The organism is bacterium (genome assembly GCA_019637795.1).
In the GTDB taxonomy this organism is placed as follows: domain Bacteria; phylum Desulfobacterota; class Binatia; order HRBIN30; family CADEER01; genus JAHBUY01.
On sequence record JAHBUY010000005.1, the window covers coordinates 186444 to 206676 of the forward strand.

Annotated in this window: 17 protein-coding genes; 12 read left to right on the top strand and 5 right to left on the bottom strand. The window is 72.1% G+C overall.

Going from position 1 to position 20233, the window contains the following annotated elements:
- Positions 1-5 precede the first annotated feature (5 nt).
- From KF840_17825 to KF840_17850, 6 genes are all read left to right on the top strand, one after another.
- Positions 6-1220, top strand: a complete 1215-nt coding sequence (locus KF840_17825; protein MBX3026769.1) for an efflux RND transporter periplasmic adaptor subunit — start codon at positions 6-8, stop codon at positions 1218-1220.
- A gap of 7 nt (positions 1221-1227) precedes the next feature.
- The gene (locus tag KF840_17830; protein ID MBX3026770.1) at positions 1228-4494 is read left to right on the top strand and encodes an efflux RND transporter permease subunit; all 3267 of its coding nucleotides are present in this window, start codon (positions 1228-1230) and stop codon (positions 4492-4494) included.
- Positions 4495-4599: 105 nt separating this feature from the next.
- The gene (locus KF840_17835) at positions 4600-4980 is read left to right on the top strand and encodes a hypothetical protein (protein ID MBX3026771.1); all 381 of its coding nucleotides are present in this window, start codon (positions 4600-4602) and stop codon (positions 4978-4980) included.
- Positions 4981-5073: 93 nt separating this feature from the next.
- Positions 5074-6351: a TolC family protein gene (locus tag KF840_17840; protein ID MBX3026772.1), complete on the top strand. Its 1278-nt coding sequence runs from the start codon at positions 5074-5076 to the stop codon at positions 6349-6351.
- Complete coding sequence (locus KF840_17845; protein MBX3026773.1) at positions 6348-7250, top strand: efflux RND transporter periplasmic adaptor subunit; 903 nt, start codon at positions 6348-6350, stop codon at positions 7248-7250. The genes KF840_17840 and KF840_17845 overlap by 4 nt, the downstream gene beginning before the upstream one ends.
- An 11-nt stretch (positions 7251-7261) precedes the next feature.
- Positions 7262-10498 (top strand): CusA/CzcA family heavy metal efflux RND transporter, encoded by a 3237-nt coding sequence (locus tag KF840_17850; protein ID MBX3026774.1) that lies wholly within the window; start codon positions 7262-7264, stop codon positions 10496-10498.
- Between the two features lie 67 nt (positions 10499-10565).
- On the opposite strand, the gene KF840_17855 is transcribed toward KF840_17850, so the two are convergent.
- The gene (locus KF840_17855) at positions 10566-10901 is read right to left on the bottom strand and encodes a c-type cytochrome (protein MBX3026775.1); all 336 of its coding nucleotides are present in this window, start codon (positions 10899-10901) and stop codon (positions 10566-10568) included.
- 166 nt (positions 10902-11067) lie between these two features.
- A complete protein-coding gene (locus KF840_17860; GenBank protein ID MBX3026776.1) occupies positions 11068-11436 on the bottom strand; it encodes a hypothetical protein in 369 nt (122 codons plus the stop codon).
- A 135-nt stretch (positions 11437-11571) separates the two neighbouring features.
- Here KF840_17860 and KF840_17865 point away from each other — a divergent pair, with 135 nt between their 5' ends.
- Positions 11572-11844 (top strand): hypothetical protein, encoded by a 273-nt coding sequence (locus tag KF840_17865; protein ID MBX3026777.1) that lies wholly within the window; start codon positions 11572-11574, stop codon positions 11842-11844.
- Between the two features lie 130 nt (positions 11845-11974).
- Here KF840_17865 and KF840_17870 read toward each other — a convergent pair whose 3' ends face one another.
- From KF840_17870 to KF840_17880, 3 genes are all read right to left on the bottom strand, one after another.
- Positions 11975-13009 carry a DMT family transporter gene (locus KF840_17870; GenBank protein ID MBX3026778.1) on the bottom strand — a complete coding sequence of 345 codons (1035 nt, stop codon included), beginning with the start codon at positions 13007-13009 and terminating at the stop codon, positions 11975-11977.
- Positions 13009-13680, bottom strand: a complete 672-nt coding sequence (locus KF840_17875; GenBank protein MBX3026779.1) for a class I SAM-dependent methyltransferase — start codon at positions 13678-13680, stop codon at positions 13009-13011. Before KF840_17875 ends, KF840_17870 begins: the two co-directional genes overlap by 1 nt.
- Before the next feature lie 153 nt (positions 13681-13833).
- Entirely contained in the window at positions 13834-15180 is a 1347-nt protein-coding gene (locus tag KF840_17880; GenBank protein MBX3026780.1) for an aminotransferase class III-fold pyridoxal phosphate-dependent enzyme, read from the bottom strand.
- Positions 15181-15376: 196 nt separating this feature from the next.
- Here KF840_17880 and KF840_17885 point away from each other — a divergent pair, with 196 nt between their 5' ends.
- The 5 genes from KF840_17885 (at position 15377) to KF840_17905 (ending at position 20185) form a co-directional block, all read left to right on the top strand.
- Complete coding sequence (locus tag KF840_17885) at positions 15377-16213, top strand: hypothetical protein (protein MBX3026781.1); 837 nt, start codon at positions 15377-15379, stop codon at positions 16211-16213.
- Between the two features lie 124 nt (positions 16214-16337).
- A complete protein-coding gene (locus tag KF840_17890) occupies positions 16338-17267 on the top strand; it encodes a histone deacetylase (GenBank protein MBX3026782.1) in 930 nt (309 codons plus the stop codon).
- A gap of 45 nt (positions 17268-17312) precedes the next feature.
- On the top strand, positions 17313-18086 hold the full coding sequence (locus KF840_17895; GenBank protein MBX3026783.1) for an ABC transporter permease: 774 nt from the start codon (positions 17313-17315) through the stop codon (positions 18084-18086).
- Between the two features lie 21 nt (positions 18087-18107).
- The gene (locus KF840_17900; protein ID MBX3026784.1) at positions 18108-19139 is read left to right on the top strand and encodes a spermidine/putrescine ABC transporter substrate-binding protein; all 1032 of its coding nucleotides are present in this window, start codon (positions 18108-18110) and stop codon (positions 19137-19139) included.
- 158 nt (positions 19140-19297) lie between these two features.
- Entirely contained in the window at positions 19298-20185 is an 888-nt protein-coding gene (locus KF840_17905) for an ABC transporter permease (GenBank protein MBX3026785.1), read from the top strand.
- Positions 20186-20233 lie beyond the last annotated feature (48 nt).

Below are 20233 nucleotides of genomic sequence, written 5' to 3' on the forward strand. Positions count from 1 at the left end.
CGATCATGCGCCCGCGCCATCTCCTCGTCGCCCTCCTGCTGCTCGCCGCGCTCGCCGCCGGCTACGCCGGCCGGCCGCTGCTCGACGCCCGCCTCGCCGCCGGCCCGGCGGCGACCGCCACCCGGCACGCGCCGAAGTACCAGTGCTCGATGCACCCGCAGATCGTCTCCGAGCATCCCGGCACCTGCCCGATCTGCCAGATGCCGCTGAGCCTGGTGGACGACGGCACGCACCCGATCACCCCGGCGCCGCGCGGCGAACGGACGCCGCTCTTCTATCGCCATCCGATGCGCGCCGACGTCACCTCGCCGGTGCCGGCGCAGGACGAGATGGGGATGGACTACCTCCCGGTCTACGCCGACGACACGGGCGAATCGCCGGTCGGCGCGAGCGAGGTCGCCGGCCACGCCGCGTTCTCGCTGTCGCGCGAACGGCAGCAGTTGATCGGCGTCCGCCGCGGCCGCGTCGAACGCCGGCCGCTGTCGCGCGACATCCGCGCCGTCGGCACCGTCGCCTACGACCCGGCGCTCTACCAGGCGATCAACGACTACCGGCAGGCGTTGGCCGGGCGGGCGCGGCTGCAGGAGGCGCTGCCCGAGACGCGCGAGGGCAGCGACGCCATCGCCCGCGCCGCGGCGCTGCGCCTGCGCCAGCTCGGCCTGTCCGAGGCGCAGGTGCGCGACATCGGCCGCGGCGGCGGCGACCCGCAGGCGCTGCTGCTGCCCGGCGCCACCGCATGGATCTACGCCCAGGTGTACGAGTACGAGATCGAGTCGGTGCGGCCCGGCCAGCCGGTGACGGTGAGCGTGCCGTCGCAGGCCGATCGCACCTACCACGGCACGGTGGCGGCCATCGACCCGATCCTCGACGCCGCGACGCGCACGGCGCGGGTGCGCGTGCAGGTGGGCAACGCCGACCGCTCGCTGCGCCCGGAGTCGTTCGTCACCGCGCTCATCCACGTGCCGACCGCCGAGGTGGTCGCGGTGCCGAGCGACGCCATTCTCGACACCGGCCGCGAGCAGTTCATCTTCGTGATCGAGGACGGCACCCGCTTCACGCCGCGCGCCGTGCGCACCGGCCGCGAGGCCGACGGCTGGACGGAAATCGTCGCCGGCGTCGATCCCGGGGCGGAGGTCGTCACCTCCGCCAACTTCCTCATCGACTCGGAATCGCGCTTCCGCGCCGCGGTCGCCGCCTTCCAGCGCGAGAACATCCCCTGAGGCGGCGATGATCGAGCGCATCATCGAATTCAGCGCCCGCAACCGGGTGCTCGTCCTGGTGCTCACGGCGGTGGCGCTGGCGGGCGCCTGGTGGGCGATCCGCCGCGTCCCCCTCGACGCGATTCCCGACCTCTCGGACACCCAGGTGATCGTCTTCTCGCGCTGGGACCGCAGCCCCGACATCCTCGAGGACCAGGTCACCTACCCGATCGTCACCGCGCTGCTCGGCGCGCCGAAGGTGAAGGCGATCCGCGGCTTCTCCGACTTCGGCTACTCGTACGTCTACGTCATCTTCGAGGACGGCACCGATCTCTACTGGGCGCGCTCGCGGGTGCTCGAGTACCTGAGCAAGATCCTGCCGCGGCTGCCCGAGGGGGTGCGCACCGAGATCGGACCGGATGCGACGAGCGTCGGCTGGGTGTACCAGTACGCGCTGGTCGACCGCAGCGGCCAGTACGACCTGGCGCAGCTCCGCAGCCTGCAGGACTGGTACCTGCGCTATCACCTGCAGGCCGTCCCCGGCGTCGCCGAGGTGGCGGCCGTCGGCGGGTTCACCAAGCAGTACCAGGTCAACGTCGATCCGACCCGCCTGCTCGCCTACGGCATCCCGCTCACCCAGGTCATCGACGCGGTGCGCAAGAGCAACGACGAGGTCGGCGGGCGGCTGATGGAATTCGCCGGCACCGAGTACATGGTGCGCGGCCGCGGCTACCTGAAGGGCGTCGACGACCTGGCGCAGGCGGTGGTCGGCGTCGAGGCCAGGACCGGCACGCCGATCCTGCTGCGCAGCGTCGCCGACGTCGTCGTCGGGCCCGACATGCGGCGCGGCGTCGCCGACCTCGACGGCCTCGGCGACACCGTCGGCGGCATCGTCGTCATGCGCCAGGGCGAGAACGCCCTCACCGTCATCGAGCGGGTGAAGGCGCGGCTCGCGGAGCTGCAGCCGTCGCTGCCGCCCGGCGTCGAGGTCGTCACCACCTACGATCGCTCCGGCCTCATCCAACGGTCGATCGACACCCTGCTGCACGCCCTCGGCGAGGAGATGCTGATCGTCAGCCTGGTCATCCTCGTCTTCCTCTGGCACATCCCGTCGGCGATCATCCCGATCGTCACCATTCCGGTGTCGGTCGTCCTCTCCTTCCTGCCCTTCTACTATCTCGGCCTCAGCGCCAACATCATGTCGCTGGCCGGCATCGCGATCTCGATCGGCGTGCTGGTCGACGGCGCCATCGTCGAGGTCGAGAACGCCTACAAACGGCTCGAGGAGTGGGTCGCCGGCGGCCGCCGCGGCGACTTCCACGCCGTGCGCCTGCAGGCGCTCAAGGAGGTCGGGCCGTCGGTCTTCTTCTCGCTGCTGGTGATCGCCGTCGCCTTCCTGCCGATCTTCGTGCTGGTCGACCAGGAGGGCCGCCTGTTCCGGCCCCTCGCCATCTCGAAGAACCTCGCCATGGCGATCGCGGCGCTGCTCGCCATCACCCTCGATCCCGCCATGCGCATGCTGTTCACGCGCATGACCGACTTCCGCTTCCGACCGCGACCGTTGGCCCGCCTCGCCAACCTGCTGGTGGTCGGCCGCTATTACCGCGAGGAGCGGCACCCGATCAGCCGGGTCCTGTTCTTTCTCTACGAGCCGGCGTGCCGCTTCGTGCTGCGACACCGCGCCCTGACCCTCATCGTCGCGCTCGCCCTGGTGGCGTCGACGGTGCCGGTCTACCTCCGCCTCGGCTCCGAGTTCATGCCACCGCTCAACGAGGGCGACTTCCTCTACATGCCGACCGCCCTCCCCGGCATGTCGGTGACCGAGGCGCAGCGCATCCTGCAGGCGCAGGATCGCGTGCTGATGACCTTCCCCGAGGTGGCGCGGGTCTTCGGCAAAGCCGGGCGCGCGGACAGCCCGACCGACCCGGCCCCGTTCTCGATGGTCGAGACGACGGTCCTGCTGAAGCCGGAGTCGGAGTGGCGGCGCGTTCCGCGCTGGTACTCGGACTGGCCGCGCTGGGTGCAGGCGATCGGCGCCCGTTTCGTGCCGCCGCACCGCACCTTCGAGGAGCTGCAGAACGAGATGGATCGGCAGCTCCGCTTCGCGGGCATCCCCAATATCTGGACGATGCCGATCAAGAACCGCATCGACATGCTGTCCACCGGCGTGCGCACGCCGATCGGCATCAAGATCCTCGGCCCCGACCTCGCGGTCATCCAGCACATCGGCGAGGAGCTCGAGGCGATCCTGCGCGGCGTGCCGGGGACGCGCAATGTCCTCGCCGAACGCACCGCCGGCGGCTACTACCTCGACTTCGACCTCGATCGCGCCGCCCTCGCCCGCTACGGCCTGTCGGTCGACGACGCCCAGTCGGTGATCCTCTCGGCGATCGGCGGCGAGACCGTGACCACCGCCATCGAGGGCCGCGAGCGCTACCCGGTCAACGTGCGCTACGCGCGCGACTTCCGCGACGATCTGCCGGCGCTGCGCCGCGTCCTGGTGCCGACCGCCGGCGGCGCCCAGATCCCGCTGGCGCAGATCGCCGACATCCGCAAGCGCGAGGGGCCGGCGATGATCCGCAACGAGAACGGCCAGCTCGCCGGCTACGTGTACGTGGACATGAGCGGCCGCGACATCGGCGGCTACGTCGACGAGGCCAAGCAGGTGGTCGGCGAGAGGCTGACCCTGCCGACCGGCTACTCGCTGATCTGGTCCGGCCAGTACGAGAACCTGGCGCGCGTCCGCCAACGCCTGGTCTTCGTGCTGCCGCTCACCATCTTCCTCATCGCGCTGCTGCTGTATCTGAACACCAAATCGGCGGTGAAGGCCGGCATCGTGCTGCTCGCCGTGCCGTTCTCCCTGGTCGGCGCCATCTGGCTCCTCTACGCGCTCGGCTACCACCTCTCGATCGCCGTCTGGGTCGGCATGATCGCGCTGATGGGCCTCGACGCCGAGACCGGCGTCTTCATGCTGCTGTTCCTCGACCTCGCCTACGACGAACGCCGCCGCGCCGGGCGGATGAACGGGCGCGCCGATCTCGAGGAGGCCATCGTGCACGGCGCCGTGCGCCGCATCCGGCCCAAGATGATGACGGTGACGGCGATGTTCATGGGGCTGCTGCCCCTGATGTGGTCGATCGGCACCGGCGCCGATCTGATGAAGCGCGTCGCCGCCCCGATGGTCGGCGGCGTCTTCACCTCGTTCGGCATGGAGCTGCTGGTCTATCCGGTGTTGTACTCCCTGTGGAAGGACCGCTTCCCGTCGCCGCGCGCCGCCGTCACGGAGGCGCCGTGACGACTCGCGACGGCGCTCCCGCGACGATCGCCCATCCCCGATCGGCGCGGCCGCGCCCGCCCGCCGCTGGCCGGCGGCCGCTCCTGTGCTAGACACGTGATGCCGATGTTCCGTCCGACGCTCCTGCTGGCGCTCGCCCTGCAGCTCTTCGCCGCCCTGGCGCCGGCGAACGCCGTCGTCATCTGCGTCTCCAGCGACGGCTGCGTCGAGCTCGAAACCGCCCCGCCGGGATACACCCGTTGCCTCGAGGACGAGTGCGACCCCGGGCATGAGGACGCGGCGCACGGCTGCCGCGACATTCCGGTGCTCGTCGATGCCGTGGGCCTGCGGGGGGCGCCGTCGCTGGACGGCTGCGGCATGGCGTTCGCCGCCCTGGTGCCGGCGCGCCACGCTCGCGTGGCGACCGCCACCGCCGCGCCGCGGCGGGCGACCGTCGCGGCGCCCGATCGTCCGGCACCGCCGCGCAGCATCGTGCTGCAGCTCTGAGTCTCGCGCCGCGGATCCGCCACCCGCCGCCCTGCGGCTCCTGACGATCCCGCCGCGTCCACCGACGGACGCGGCCGACCCGCGAGACGACTCATGCTGTGCCACCGTGCCGCGCTCACGTTCGCCCTGACCCTGACCACCGCGACCGCCGCCGCCCCGCTCACCTATCGCGAGGCGCTGACGGCGGCGCTCCGCCACAATCCCGACATCGACGCCGCGGCGCTGGCCGTCGGCACCCGCCAGGCGCAGGTCTGGCAGGCCGGGCTGCTGCCCAATCCCGAGCTGCGGCTCGAGGCGGAGAACATCGGCGGCTCCGGCGATCTCGCCGGCGTCGAATCGGCGGAGACCACCGCCAGGCTGTTGCAGCGCGTCGAGCTCGGCGGCAAGCGCCCGGCGCGCGTCGCGGTCGCCGAGGGCGAGCGCGACACCGCCGCCGCCGACGTCGAGCTGCGCCAGGCCGCGGTGGCGGCCAGCGTGGCGCAGGCGTTCGTCGCCGTGCTGGCAGCTCAGGAACAGCTCCACCTGGCCGACCGGCTCGAGGCGCTGGCGACCGAGACGGTGGCGGCGGTGGCGGCGCAGGCGCGGGCCGGCGCCGCCTCGGAGGTGCACGTCCTGCGCGCCCGGCTGCTGCGCAACGAAGCCGTCCTGCTGCGCCTGCGGCGCCACCAGGAGCTGACGGCGGCGCGCGCCGCCCTGGCGGCCCTGTGGGCGGACGACGACCCGCCGCTCACCGCGGCGGAGGGCGACCTGCGCCACCTGGCGCCGCCGCCGCCGCTGCCGGCACTGCTCGGGCGCCTCGACGCGGCGCCGGAGCTGACCCGCTGGCAGCGCGAGCTCGGCGCCCGCCAGTCGGCGGTGCGCGCCGAGCGCGCCGGCGCCGTGCCCGACCTGCTGCTCGGCGCCGGCCCGCGCTACTTCAGCGACACCGGCGACGTCGCCCTGGTCGCCGAGGTCACGCTGCCGCTGCCGGTGTTCGACCGCCGCCAGGGCGCCATCGAGGCAGCGCGCAGCCACCTCGCCGCCGGCGAGGCGGAGCGGCGCGCCGCCGCCGTGGCGCTGCGCGCCGCGGTGACCCGTGCCCAGGCGGCCCTCGTCGCCGGCTATGCGCAGACGGCGGTGTTGCGCGAGCACGCCCTGCCCGATGCCGACGCGGCGCTGGCCACCAGCCGCGCCGCCTTTCGCCGCGGCGCCCTGCCGCTCGATGAGCTGGGCGACGCGCAACGGGCGCTGTTCGACCTGCGCAGCCGCGAGATCGAGGTCCTCGCCGCCTATCACCAGACCGCCGCCGAGCTCGAGCGGCTGCTCGGCCGGCCACCCGACGACGGCGAGCCGACCGACCCCGACGCGCTGCCCGGCGAGGTGCTGCGATGAGCCGCCGGAGGACAATCCCCACGCTGCTGCTCGTGCTCGCCGCCGCTGCGCCGCCGCTGGGCGCCGACGCGGCGCCCGCCGGGCACGAGGACTCCCACTTCACCGTCGCCGACTTCGAGCGCTTCGGCGTCCGCTTCGCCAGCGCCGGCCCCGGCATGGTCGACACCGGCGTCGAGCTGCCGGGTGAGGTGCGGCCGAACGCCGAGCGCACCGCGCACGTGGCGGCGCAGTTCGCCGGCCGGGTGCGCGAGGTGCGGGTGCGGGTGGGCGACGCGGTGCGCGCCGGCCAGACCCTGGCGATCGTCGAGAGCGACACGCTGGCCCCCTACCCGCTCACCACGGCCTTCGACGGGACGGTGATCGACCAGCACGTCACCCCCGGCGAGACGGTGGGCCCCGGGGCGCCGGCGTTCGTCGTCGCCGATCTCGCCACCGTCTGGGTCGAGATCAACGTCTACCAGAAGGACCTGGCGGCGGTCCGCATCGGCGAGCGGGTGCGCGTGCTCGGCGGCCACGGCGTCGGCGAGGCGGACGGCGCCGTCTCCTTCATCAGCCCGGTGCTCGACCAGGCGACCCGCACCGCGATCGCCCGCGTCGTCCTGGCCAACGCCACCGGCCTGTGGCGCCCCGGCCTGTTCGTCACCGCGCACGTGCTCGATCCCCAACCCGCCGCGGTCGTCGTGCCGCGCAGCGCCGTGCAGCGCATGGGCGGCGCGCCGGTGGTGTTCGTGGTCGACGGCGATCGCGTCGAGCCGCGGCCGGTGCGCCTCGGGCGCAGCGGCAGGCAGCGGGTGGAGATCGTCGACGGCCTCGCCGCCGGCACGCGCTACGCCGAGGACGGCACCTTCCTCCTCAAGGCGGAGCTCGAGGCCGACGAGAGCGGCCACGACGACCACTGAGGATCGGCGCCATGCTCGACCGCATCCTCCACTTCTCCATCCAGCGGCGCTGGACGGTGGTGGCGGCGACGCTCGCCGTCGCCGCGCTCGGCGCCCGCGCCCTCTGGGTGCTGCCGATCGACGCCGTGCCCGACATCACCGGCCCGGTGGTGCAGATCAACACCGTCGATCCGTCGCTGTCGCCGCTCGACATCGAGCGCCAGGTCACCTTCCCGGTGGAGACGGCCCTCGCCGGCATCCCCGGCCTCGAGCGCACCCGCTCGCTGTCGCGCAACGGCTTCTCGCAGGTGAGCGCGGTCTTCCGCGACGGCACCGACATCTACTTCGCGCGCCAGCAGATCGGCGAGCGGCTGCTGGCGGTGCGCGACCGCCTGCCGGCGAGCGCCGAGCCGCGCCTCGGGCCGATCAGCAGCGGCCTGGGCGACGTCTTCATGTGGACCGTCGCCTTCGCGCACCCCGACGGCCGCGGCGCCGCGGTCGTCGACGACGCGCCCGGCTGGCAGCCCGACGGCGCCTACCGCACCCCCGAAGGCGAACGGTTGCGCACGCCGATCGAGCAGGCGGCCTACCTGCGCACGGTGCAGGACTGGATCATCCGGCCGCAGCTCCAGGGCGTGCCCGACGTGGCCGGCATCGACGCCATCGGCGGTTTCGTCAAGCAGGTGGTGGTCGAGCCCGACGTGCGCCAGCTCGCCGCGCACGGCCTCGGCTTCGCCGACCTGGTGGCGGCGCTGGAAGCGAACAATCTCAGCACCGGCGCCGGCGTCATCGAGCACCACGGCGCCGCCTACGTGGTGCGCGCCTCGGCGCGCATCGAGTCGGTGGACGCGCTGGCCGACATCGCCGTCGCCGAGCGCGGCGGAACGCCGATCCGCCTCACCGACCTGGCGCGGGTGTCGATCGGTGGCGAACCGCGCACCGGCAGCGCCAGCCAGAACGGCGAGGAGGTGGTGAGCGGCACGGCGATGATGCTGCTCGGGGCCAACAGCCGGACGGTGGCGCGCGCGGTCGCGGCGCGGCTGACCGAGATCCAGCGCACCCTGCCGCCGGACGTCGTGGTGACGCCGGTGCTCGACCGCTCGCAGCTCGTCGACGCCGTCATCCGCACCGTCGCCACCAACCTGCTCGAGGGCGCGATCCTGGTCATCGCCGTGCTCTTCGCCCTGCTCGGCAACCTGCGCGCCGCCGTGATCACGGCGCTGGCGATCCCGCTGTCGATGCTGCTCACCGCCATCGGCATGGTGCAGACGCGCACCAGCGGCAACCTGATGAGCCTCGGCGCCATCGACTTCGGCCTCATCGTCGACGGCGCCGTGATCATCGTCGAGAACTGCCTGCGCGTCCTCGGCGAGCGCCGCGAGACGCTCGGCCGGCCGCTCACCCTGAGCGAGCGCCTCGCCGCGGTCGGCGAGGCGAGCACCCAGGTGCGCGGCGCCACGGCCTTCGGCGAGGCGATCATCATCCTGGTGTACGTGCCGCTGCTGTTCCTCACCGGGGTCGAGGGCCGCATGTTCCGGCCGATGGCGATGACCGTGATCTTCGCCCTGGTCGCCGCCTTCGTGCTGTCGCTGACGTTCGTGCCGGCGATGGTGGCGATCTGGGTGCGCGAGCCGGCGCGGGCGCACACCAATCCGGTGATCGCCCTGGTCAGTCGCGCCTACCGGCCGACCGTGCGCTGGACCCTGCGCCTGCGCTGGCTGGTGGTCGGCGGCGCGGTCGCCGTGTGCGCCGGCGCGGTGCTGTTGTTCAACCGACTCGGGCAGGAATTCGTGCCGACGCTCGGTGAGCTCGACCTGCTGGTGCACGCGGCGCGCATTCCGGGCACCGGGGTCGAGCAGTCGACGCGCATGCAGCGCGACCTGGAGCGCGCCTTTCCCGAGTTCCCCGAGGTGGCGCTGGTCTTCTCGCGCACCGGCACGGCGGAGATGGCGGCCGACCCGATGCCGCCGTATCTCTCCGACACCTTCGTCGTCCTCAAACCGCGCGCCGAGTGGCCCGACCCCGACGCGCCGAAGGAGGCCGTCCGCGAGCGCGTCGCCGCGGCGCTCGGCCGCATTCCGGGCAATCGCTACGAATACACGCAGCCGATCCAGATGCGCTTCAACGAGCTGCTCGCCGGCGTGCGCGGCGACCTGGCGGTGAAGCTGTTCGGCGACGACTTCGCGGTGCTGCAGCCGGCGGCGGCCGCGGTCGCGGCGGCGATCGCCGCCATCCCCGGCGCCGCGGACGTGCGGGTGGAGCCGGTGCGCGGCGCGCCGGTGCTGAGCATCGACGTCGACCGCGCGGCCATCGCCCGCTACGGCCTGAGCGTCACCGACGTGCACGCGGTGGTCGCGGCCGGCGTCGGCGGCCACCGCGCCGGCCTGTTGTTCGAGGGGGATCGGCGCTTCGACATCGTCGTCCGCCTGCCCGAGGCGGCGCGCCAGGACCTCGACGTCCTGGAGCGGCTGCCGATCCTGCTCTCGCACGAGGACCGGCCGCGCCGGGGGCTGGCGCTCGGCGGCGACGACGTCGGCCGCGCGCCGTTGCGCTTCGTGCCGCTGGGCGCCCTGGCGAGCCTGCGACTCGAGGACGGCCCGAACCAGATCAGCCGCGAGAACGGCAAGCGGCGGGTCGTCGTGCAGGCCAACGTGCGCGGCCGCGACCTCGGGTCGTTCGTCGCCGACGCGCAGGCGCGGGTCGAGGCGACGGTGCACCTGCCCCCCGGCACCTGGCTCGAATGGGGCGGCCAGTTCGAGAGCCTGCTCGACGCCCGCCGCCGCCTGGCGGTGGTCGTCCCGCTCTGCTTCCTGGTCATCCTGCTGCTGCTCTACGCCAGCTTCGGCTCCTTCGCCGACGCGCTGATCATCTTCAGCGGCGTGCCCCTGGCGCTGAGCGGCGGCGTCGCGACCCTGTGGCTGCGCGACATGCCGTTCTCGATCACCGCCGCCGTCGGCTTCATCGCCCTCTCCGGCGTCGCGGTGCTCAACGGCCTGGTGCTGATCTCGTTCATCCGCCAGTTGCGGCGCGAGGGCGCGGCGCTGGAGGAGGCGATCACCCAGGGCGCGCTCACCCGCCTGCGGCCGGTGCTGATGACCGCGCTGGTGGCCTCGCTCGGCTTCCTGCCGATGGCCCTCGCCACCGGCACCGGCGCCGAAGTCCAGCGCCCGCTCGCCACCGTGGTCATCGGCGGCCTCGTCACCAGCACCGCGCTGACGCTGGTCGTCCTCCCGGCCCTCTACCGCATCGTCTGGAGCCGGCAGGGCTGAGCGAAGCGAGCCGCCACGGCGCGCGCGGACCAGCCTGCGGGCATCCGCGCACGCCGTGGCGCCGGTCCTACTTCTGCGCCGCCAGCCAGTCGGCGATCGCCTTGGCCTGCTCGGGCGTGCCCTTGAAGCTCACCGAGTGCTTCTTGCCCTTGCCGGTGTCCGCCTTCTTGGCCAGCACGTCCTGGATCCAGGCGGCGTCGTGCTTGCCGCCGATGCCGGACAGGTCGCCACCCTTCGGCTTCGGCTTCTTGGACTCGATGCCGGCGGCGGTGACCGAATGGCAGGTGGTGCATTTGAGAGCGGCGAACGACGCCTTGCCGTCCTCGGCCGCGCCTCCCGGCGTCGCCATGGCGGCGCCCAGCAGGGCGGCTGCCCCGAACACGAGTGCGATGCGTGCGATCATGTGCCCTCCTCCGTGATGGTGGTCGTCAACACCTAGCGCCAGCGCTTCTTTGACAACATCCCCTGCCGCCGATAGCCCGCGGTGCGGCAGGTGGCGATCCCGGTAATGGAGGAACGACGCGCCGCGGAGCGGGCTGGGGCGCGAGCACGCCCCAGCCCGCGCCAGCTCACTTCTTTCCGGCGACGTGCTTGGCGAGCACGTCCTGCTCCTTCGCGAGGTCGGCATACGCGGCCGCCTCGGCCTCGAAGCTCTTGATCAGCCGCCGGCAGTGCGCGTCCCAGACCTCACGCGAGGACTTCGCCGGACCGCTGACCAGCATGGAGCGATGTTTCTGGGCGTTGTCCTTCGCAACCTTCGCCTGGGCGCGGAAGTAGTCCGCGAGCGCCGTGTGCTCGGCGGCGGTGCTGGCCTTCTGCACCATCTCGCCGACGTTGTCGGCGGTGATGGTCTGGGCGACGACGGGTGCTGCGCCGCCGATCAGCAACCCGAGGGCGAACGCGGCGGCAGAGAAACGAAACGACTTCCAGGTATTCATGGGCCTCTCCTGTGAATGCGTGGGTGAACAATGGGCGCGAGAGTGCTTCCGCAGGCGCCTGGGCCGCCTCAAACGACGAGCGACGTACGCTGAGCGAACAAGCTACCCCGCCGGGGGCCAACACGCGTCCGGGAGGTGATCGCGACCGTCGCCGCCGGCGCGGCGACGGCGAGGAGGATCGACGGCCCTGTAGCCACCCCCATCCATCTCCCCTTCGGCGTGTTGTCGCTGGTCGCCAGCGCCCGGACACCCAGCCGCAGCCCCGGCGAGCAGCAGGCCGGCCGCGTCAGGCCGCCGTGCTGGCAGCACCTCATCGCCGGGACCAGCCAACAGGAAGCGGCCGCACAGGGCGCCTCGAGCGGCTGCGCGCCGAGCAGCATCGCCACCAGCCAGATGGCGAGGACGTGACGAGTCATCTCCCGCGAGCCATTGGTCGGCTGGATTATAGGCGAGCGCCGCCACTTGGGAACCCCCTGGCCATGCTGCAGCCGCCATCATTCGTGCTGGCGGACGACGGCTGACAGCGGACGGCTCGTCCTCAGTGCGAATGCCGGTGATGCAGGTCGGGCACGTGGCGGTGCTCGTGCTCGAGCACCGGATGGACGTGGCGATGGACGTGCTCGAGCTCGGCCGGCAGCCCGGCATGGACGTGGTCGTGATGATCGTCGTCGTGGCGATGGCGATGCGCGTGCTCGACCGCGGCGTGGCGATGGCGATGGGCGTGCTGGTCGCGAGCGATCAGGATCACCGCCGTCGCCGCCAGCCCCGCGGCGACCACCATCGTCCCGCTGAGGCGCTCGCCGAGGAACAGCGCCGCCACCGCGACCCCCCAGAAGGGCGCGGTCGCGAAGGCGGCCTGCGAGCGCACCGCGCCCAGGCACTGCGCGGCGCCGATGTACAGGGCGATGCTGAGGCCGTAACAGCCGGCGCCGACGGCGAGCACCCACAGCGCCTCGCCGGCGGTCGGCACCGCCGGCGTCAGCAGCGCCGCGGCGAGCAGGCTGACGGCGCCCGCGACCGCCGCCTTGATGAGCGTGGTGCGCGCCGGCGGCAACGCATCGATCAGCGAGGTGAAGTGGTTGTCGAGCGCCCAGAGAAAACAGGCGGTCACCACCAACAGCGCCGCGAGCGCGCCGGGCGCTCCGGCGCCGGAGGCGAGCAGCGCGCCGGCGGCGACTGCGAGACCGACCCCCAGCCAGCCGCGCCGCCCGAGCGGATCGCGGAAGACCAGCGCCCCGAGCAGCGCCGTGGCCGCCGCCTCGAACGACAGCAGCAGCGCCACCGATGCCGCGCTCGCCAGGCGCAGCGCGACGAGCAGCGCCAGTGGCGCCCCCACGCCGCCGGCGAGCGCCGCGCCGGCGAGCCGCCGGGCGTTGGCGGCGTCGAGCGGAGCGCGGACGCTCCGGCGGCCGGCGACCGGCAGCATCGCCAGCGCCGCCCCGGCGTACAGCAGGCCGGACACGAGCAGCGGCGGAACGCGGTCGGCGAGCGGTTTGAGCAGCGGCGTGGCGGCGCCGAACAGCAGCGCGGCGACCAGCGCGGCGGCGAGCGCGCGGCGGCGGTCCCCCGGCATCAGGCGCTCGCGGGGGCGACGGCGCGCAGATAGTCGACGGTGCCGAACACGGTGCCGCGATGCGCGACCACCGCCACGGCCGCGAACCCGGCGGCGGCGATCTGGTCGGCGAGACGGCCGGCGAGATTGTCGGCGGTCCTCTCCGCGCCATCGAAGTGGCGGAAGAGCCGGCTGACGACGCGCGCGTAGGCGCCGCGCGGGGCGCCGAAGTCGGCGATGTGGAGCTCGCCGCCGGGTCGCAGAATGCGTCGGAAGACGGCGCAGACCGCGGCGCGTTCGTCGTGCGTGAGGTGGTGCAGCACGAGGGACGACACGATGCGGTCGAAGCTCGCCGCGGCGAAGGTATCGGCGGTGAGGAAGCCCTGGCGCAGCTCGACGTCGACGGCCGCGGCGGCGAGCTTGCGGCGCGCCAGCGCCAGGGCGGTGGCATCGGGATCGATCCCTACCACCCGCGCCGCCGGGCACGCCGCTTTCAGCAGCAGGGCCAGCGTGCCGGTGCCGCAGCCGAAATCGAGCACGTCGGCGCCCGGGCGCAGTCCGGCCTGCGCCACCAACTGCTGCTTGAGGGCGCGTTCGCGCATGGTGAGCGCAAGCAGCGGATCGTACAGGCGGGTCAACCAGTGATAGCCGAGGGCGGGGACGAATCCGGTGTCGCGCGCGGGCTCGGTCATCGGCTCCCTCGTGACACGGATGAACACAGATCCCCGCCCCCCCGGCTCCCCGATGAACACCGATCCCCGCCCCACCTCTTTGCTTCAGTGGGCGGAGGGGTGGCTTCGTGTCCATCGGCGGGCGGGGCGTGGGGATCGGTGTTCATCCGTGTCTCAGTCCCACAGCCGATCGAGCACGCGCCCGACGGTGGCGAAGATGAAGTCGATCTCCTCGCGGCTGACGATGAGCGGCGGCGCGATGGCGATGAGATCGCGGATGCCGCGGACGATCAGGCCCTCGGCGCGGGCCAGCGCCACGGCGCGCGCGCCGAGCACCGGCGGCGTCTGGCGCGCCGACCGGCCGCCGCGCGGCAGCAGATCGACGGCGCCGATCAGTTGCTCGCCGCGGATCTCGCCCACCACCGGATGGCCGGCGAGCGCGCGCAGGCGCTGCTGGAAGTAGGGGCCGACGTCGTCGCGGACGCGCTCGATCAGCCGTTCGCGCTCGAGGATCTCGAGATTGGCCAACCCGGCGGCGGTGGCGACGGGATGGCCGCTGTAGGTGAAGCCGTGGGCGAGATAGCCGCCGCGTTCGAAGACCTCGGTCATCGCCTCGCTGACCAGCGTCGCGCCGAGCGGCACGTAGCCGCTGGTGATGCCCTTGGCCAGGGTGAGCAGGTCGGGCTCGAGATCCCACAGCACCGACGCGAACCAGGCGCCGAGGCGGCCGAAGCCGGTGATCACCTCGTCGGCGACGAAGAGGATGTCGTGCCGGCGGCAGAGGTCGCGCAGCGCCCGCAGGTGGCCGGGCGGCGGCACGATGACGCCGCCGGCGCCCTGCACCGGCTCGGCGAACAGGGCGGCGATCGTGTCGGCGCCCTCGCGGGCGATGACGCGTTCGGTCTCGGCCAGGCAGTGCGCGGCGAAGGCGGCGGGCGACAGGTCGCTGTCGACGCCGTAGGGGTGCGGCCCGGGAACGTGGAGGAAGCCGGGCAGCGGCAGATCGAACGGCTCGGTGCAGGTCGGCAGGCCGGTCATGCTGGTCGTCGCCAGGCCGACGCCGTGGTAGCTGAACGAGCGGGTGAGGATCTTCGTCTTGCCGGGCCGGCCGCGCAGCTTGTGGTAGGCGCGGATCAGCTTCAGCGCCGTCTCGTTGGCCTCGGAACCGGAGTTCGAGAAGAACACCTTGCCGAGGCCGGGCGGCGCCGCGGCGGCGATCTTGTCGGCGAGCAGGATCGTCGGCTCGGTGGTGGTGTTGAAGAACGACGGGTAGTAGCAGACCGACGCCATCTGCCGGTGCACCGCATCGGCGATCTCGCGCCGGCCGTAGCCGACGTTGACGCACCACAGGCCGGCGAGGCCGTCGAGCAGGCGGCGGCCGGTCTCGTCGGTGACGTGGCAGCCGGCGGCCTGCTCGATGACGTGCGTGCCCTGCCGGTGCAGGTCGAGGTGGTCGGTGAACGGGTGCAGGAGGTGCGCTTCGTCGAGCCGGCGCAGCGTCGCGAGATGGCTGGCGTCCATGCCCGGAGGATAGTGCACCGCCGGCGTGGAGACCACCGATGAACACGGAATGGCCGCGGAAGCCGATGAACACGGAATGGCCGCGGAAGCCCGCGGCGCCCACCCCATCCCGCGCCGAGGCGATGCCGCCCGGACCAGCGGTGTTCATCCGCGGCCATCTGTGTTCATCTGTGGCCCGATGGTGGAGCCGCCGCGGTTGATCCCCGAAGACTTGGCGCCGGGCGACCTGCGGGGCCTCGAAATGGAATGGGCGGGGCTGCGCGTCGAGCGCGTGCGCTCCCCGGCGCATCCGCTGTTCCGGCGGCTGTACGACCGCCTGTGGCGCGAGTTCGGCGCGCGCGGCGAGATGGAGAAGGAGCCGGTGATCGCCCAACGCCTGGGCTGGGATCCGCGTCGGCCGGTCGAGCATCACGCCCTGCTCTATGAAATGCTCGCCGTGCTCGCCGGCGACGAGATCGTGGGCCTGCGCGACCACACCGCCATCGTGCCGATGCCGCCGCACCGCGACGACCATCCGGGGCAGGTCGTCGTCCATCTCTCCCATGTCATCGTCGAGCCGCCCCTGCGCGGCGGCGGCCTCTCCGCCTGGCTCCGCGCCTTCCCGCTGCAGGCCGGGCGCGAGTGCGCGGCGGCGGCCGGCGAGCCGGCGGGCGACCGCATCACGCTGGTCGCCGAAATGGAGCATCCCGACGGCCACACGCCGATGATCATGGCGCGGCTGCGCTCCTACGACCGCGCCGGCTTTCTCAAGATCGATCCCGACGCCGTGCGCTACGTGCAGCCCGACTTCCGCCCGGCGGCCGAGATCGACGCCAGCTCCCTGCAGCCGGTGCCGCTGGCCCTGGTGGTGCGCCGGGTCGGCCGCGAGCACGAGACCACCCTGCCCGGCGCCGAGGCGCGCGGCATCGTCCGCGCCCTCTACACCATGTTCGGCGTCCACTGCCGCGCCGACCACATGGCGCCTCTCTGGGCGCTGCTCGATCACTTCCCGGGCCCGGGCGAGGAAGTGGCGCTGCGCTCGCCGCTCGCGTGACCGCGATGTCCACCGCACACCACGAGGGCGCTCCTCCGCCGGCGATCGCCCGCGCCCGCGCTCGCGCTCGCGCGCATCGGTGTCGATCGGTGGCCATCGGCGTCCATCTGTGTTTCCAGGGCGCATGACGATCACCGCCTACTACCACCCCGGCTACGCCGCCCCGATCGGCGAGGGCCACGTGATGCCGATCACCAAGTTCTCGCTCGTCGCCGACGGGCTGCGCGGGCGAGCGGGGATCGGCCTCGAGGAGCCGGCGCCTCTGCGCGAGGACGATCTCCTGCGCGTGCACACGCGCGAATACGTCACGGCGGTGCGCACCGGCGAGCCGCGGGCGCTGGCGGAGTCGCAGAAGTTCGCCTGGTCGCCGCAGCTCTACCCCTCGGTGTGCCTGACCGGCGGCGGCTGCGTGGCGGCAGCGCGGCGGGCGCTGCGGGACGGCATCGCGGCCGCGGTGGTGAGCGGCTTCCACCACGCGCACGCCGACCACGGCGAGGGCTTCTGCACCTTCAACGGCCTGGTGGTCGCCGCCGAGCTGCTGCACGGCGCCGGCGCGGCGCGACGCATCGCGGTGCTCGACCTCGATCTGCACTACGGCAACGGCACCGCGTCGCTGGCGCCGGCGCGCCCGTACTTCTTCACCCTCTCGATCTACGGCAACGACTACCACCAGAACACCGCGCATCGCGACGTCGCCACGGTGCGCCACGTCGACGGCGCCAACCACCAGTCGATCGCCCTGCCCAACGGCAGCGGCCGCGCCGTCCTCCTGGCGGCGCTGGAGGAGGGGATGCGGCGCATCCTCGCCTGGGGACGACCCGACCTGCTGCTCTACCAGGCGGGGGCCGATCCCTATCGCGAGGATCCCTACTCGCCGCTCGCCCTCGACCACGACGATCTGCGCGAGCGCGACCGCCGCGTCTTCGCCTGGACGCGCGCCGCCGGCATCCCCGTCGCCTGGGTGCTCGCCGGCGGCTACACCAAGGACACCTCGCAGGTGGTGCGGGTCCATCTGAACACCTTCGACGCGGCGCTCGAGGTGTACGGCGCCTGAGCGGTTGGCTTTCCCCCGCACGACGGGTACACGCCTTCCACCCGAATGAAGCGGATCAACTGGCTGCTCGGCTCCTGGACCGCCCTGGTGATGGCGTTCTTCTACCTGCCCATCGCCATCCTGATCGGCTTCTCCTTCAACACCTCGCGCCTCAACATTCTCTGGGAGGGCTTCACGCTCAAGTGGTACGCGGCGATCTGGCACGACCGGGTGCTGCTGCAGTCGCTGAACAACAGCCTGATCGTCGCCGCCGTCACCACCGTGCTGTCGGTCGCCCTCGGCACCGGCGGCGCCTGGCTGCTCTATCGCTACCGCTTCCCGGCGCTGCGTCTCTGGCAGACGCTGATCTTCATCCCGATGATCATCCCCGAGGTGATCATGGGCGTCAGCCTCCTGATCCTCTACGTCGTGATCAACCTCGAGCTCGGCTACAGCACCATCATCATCTCCCACGTCACCTTCTGCTTCCCGTTCGTGATGGTGGCGGTGCAGGCGCGGCTGTCCGGCCTCGATCCGGCGCTCGAGGAGGCGGCGATGGATCTCGGCGCCACCCCCGCCGGGGCCTTCCGGCGGGTGCTCGTCCCGTTCCTGATGCCGGCGATCATCTCCGGCGCGCTGATGTCGTTCACCCTGTCGCTGGACGAGCTCATCGTCACCTATTTCACCGCCAGCGCCGGCACGCGGACGCTGCCGCTGGAGATCTTCGGGCGGGTCAAGAAGGGACTCGATCCGACGCTGAACGCCATCTCGACCGTGTTCATCCTCTCGACGGCGGTGCTGGTCATCGCCACCGAGATCCTGAAGCGGCGCAATTCCTGAGCGCCGAGCAAGGAGGCTCCAATGCAGCGCATCGCGTTCGTCGCCGCCGTCCTGGTGACCGCCCTGGCCGCCTGCCAGTCCGCGTCGGCCCCGCCCAAGGAGCTCAACCTCTTCGCCTGGTCGGAGTACGTGCCGCAGGGCGTGATCGACGGCTTCACCAAGGAGACCGGGATCAAGGTCAACTACGAGACCTACGCCTCCAACGAGGAGATGCTCGCCAAGCTGGTGTCGGGCGCCCAGCGCTACGACCTGATCCAGCCCTCCGAGTACACCATCGAAGCGCTGGTGAAGGAGAACAAGCTGCTGCCGATCGATCCCGCCAAGGTGCCGAACGCGGTCAACCTCGGCAAGGAGTACCGCTCCCTGCCCCACGATCCCGACAACAAGTATTCGATCCCGTGGATGGCGGGCTCGGTCGGCATCGTCGTCAACACCGACAAGGTGAAGGACGACATCAAGGGCTTCAAGGACGTCTTCCAGGAGAAGTACAAGGGCCGCATCGTCGTCCTCGACGACCCGCGCGAGATCGTCAGTTGGGCGCTGGCGACCATCGGCAAGGGACCGAACGACGTCACCCCCGAGAACCTCGAGGCCGTGAAGCCGATCCTCAAACAGTGGCTGCCGCTGGTGAAGGTGTACGACTCCGACAGCCCGAAGACGGCGCTGCTCAACGGCGACGTCGACATCGGCGTCGTGTGGTCGGGCGAGGCGGCGCTGCTCTACAACGAGAACCCGAAGTTCAAGTACATCCTGCCGAGCGAGGGGGCGCACCAGTTCATCGACAGCCTCGCCATTCCCGCCAACGCGCCCAATCCGGAGGCGGCGATGCTGTTCATGAACTACGTCCTCCGCCCGGACGTCAGCAAGCTCATCTCGGCCGACTTCCCCTACACCAACCCCAACCTCGAGGCGCGCAAGGTCCTCTCGCCCGAGGAGCTCGCGAACCCCGCCAGCTATCCGCCGGGCAGCCCGAAGCTCGACACCTTCCGCGACATCGGCGACTCGGCGGTCCAGATCGACAAGCTGGTCACCGACATGAAGGCGCAGGGGTGATGCGATCGGGGCACCGGTCGGAATCGGGTTGCAGGGTGCTGGAACGGTGCCGCGTCGTCGGGTTGTCAGTTGAGAGCGGTGAACCCGGTCACCGGCCCGGACACCCGACAGCCTGACGACCGAACGACCTGGCAACCATCGCCCGACCCCGAGACCGCATGCGCACCGCCGCAACCTCCGTCAGCGCCGCCACCCCGGTCCGCCAGCGCGAACCGGGGCGCGCGGCGTGGCTGCTGGTGGCGCCGCTCTTCCTCTGGGTACTGGCGTTCGTCGTCGCGCCGACCCTCATCATGTTGGTGTACAGCTTCTGCGAGCGCGGCACGCTCGGCGGCGTGGTGTTCAACTTCACGCTCGCGAACTACGCGGCGGTCCTGGATCCGACCTACCTGCAGATCATCGTCCGCTCCATCGTCTTCGCCGCCCTGACCACGGCGATCTGCCTGGCGATGGGGTACCCGGTGGCCTACTTCATCGGCCGCGCCCCGGAGCAGCAGCGCAACCTGCTGCTCATGCTGGTGATGATTCCGTTCTGGACCAGCTTCCTGATCCGCACCTACGCCTGGGTGACGATTCTCAAGAACGAGGGGCTGCTGAACAGCGTGCTGCTGCAGTATGGCCTGATCGCGCAGCCGTTCGAGATGCTCTACACCCCCGGCGCGGTGATCCTCGGGCTCGTCTACACCTTCCTGCCGTTCATGATCCTGCCGATCTACACGTCGGTGGAGAAGCTCGACAACGCCCTCATCGAGGCGGCCTTCGACCTCGGCGCCGGCCCGCTGCGCGCCTTCTCCAAGGTGATCGTGCCGATGACCTCGCCGGGCATCACCGCCGGCATCCTGCTGGTGTTCGTGCCGGCGCTCGGCCTCTATGCCGTCAACGACATCCTCGGCGGCGGCAAGGTCGACATGATCGGCAACATCATCGAGAACCAGTTCAAGGGCAATGCCCGCAACTGGCCGTTCGGCGCCGCCCTCGGCATCGCCCTGATGGGCGCCTTCGCGCTCGCCTTCTGGTTCACCGGCCGCCGCCAGGCGCCCGTCCAGTAGGCGACCGGCGCGGCGGCGCGCCGCGCCGCCGGAGACGGCCCCATCCGC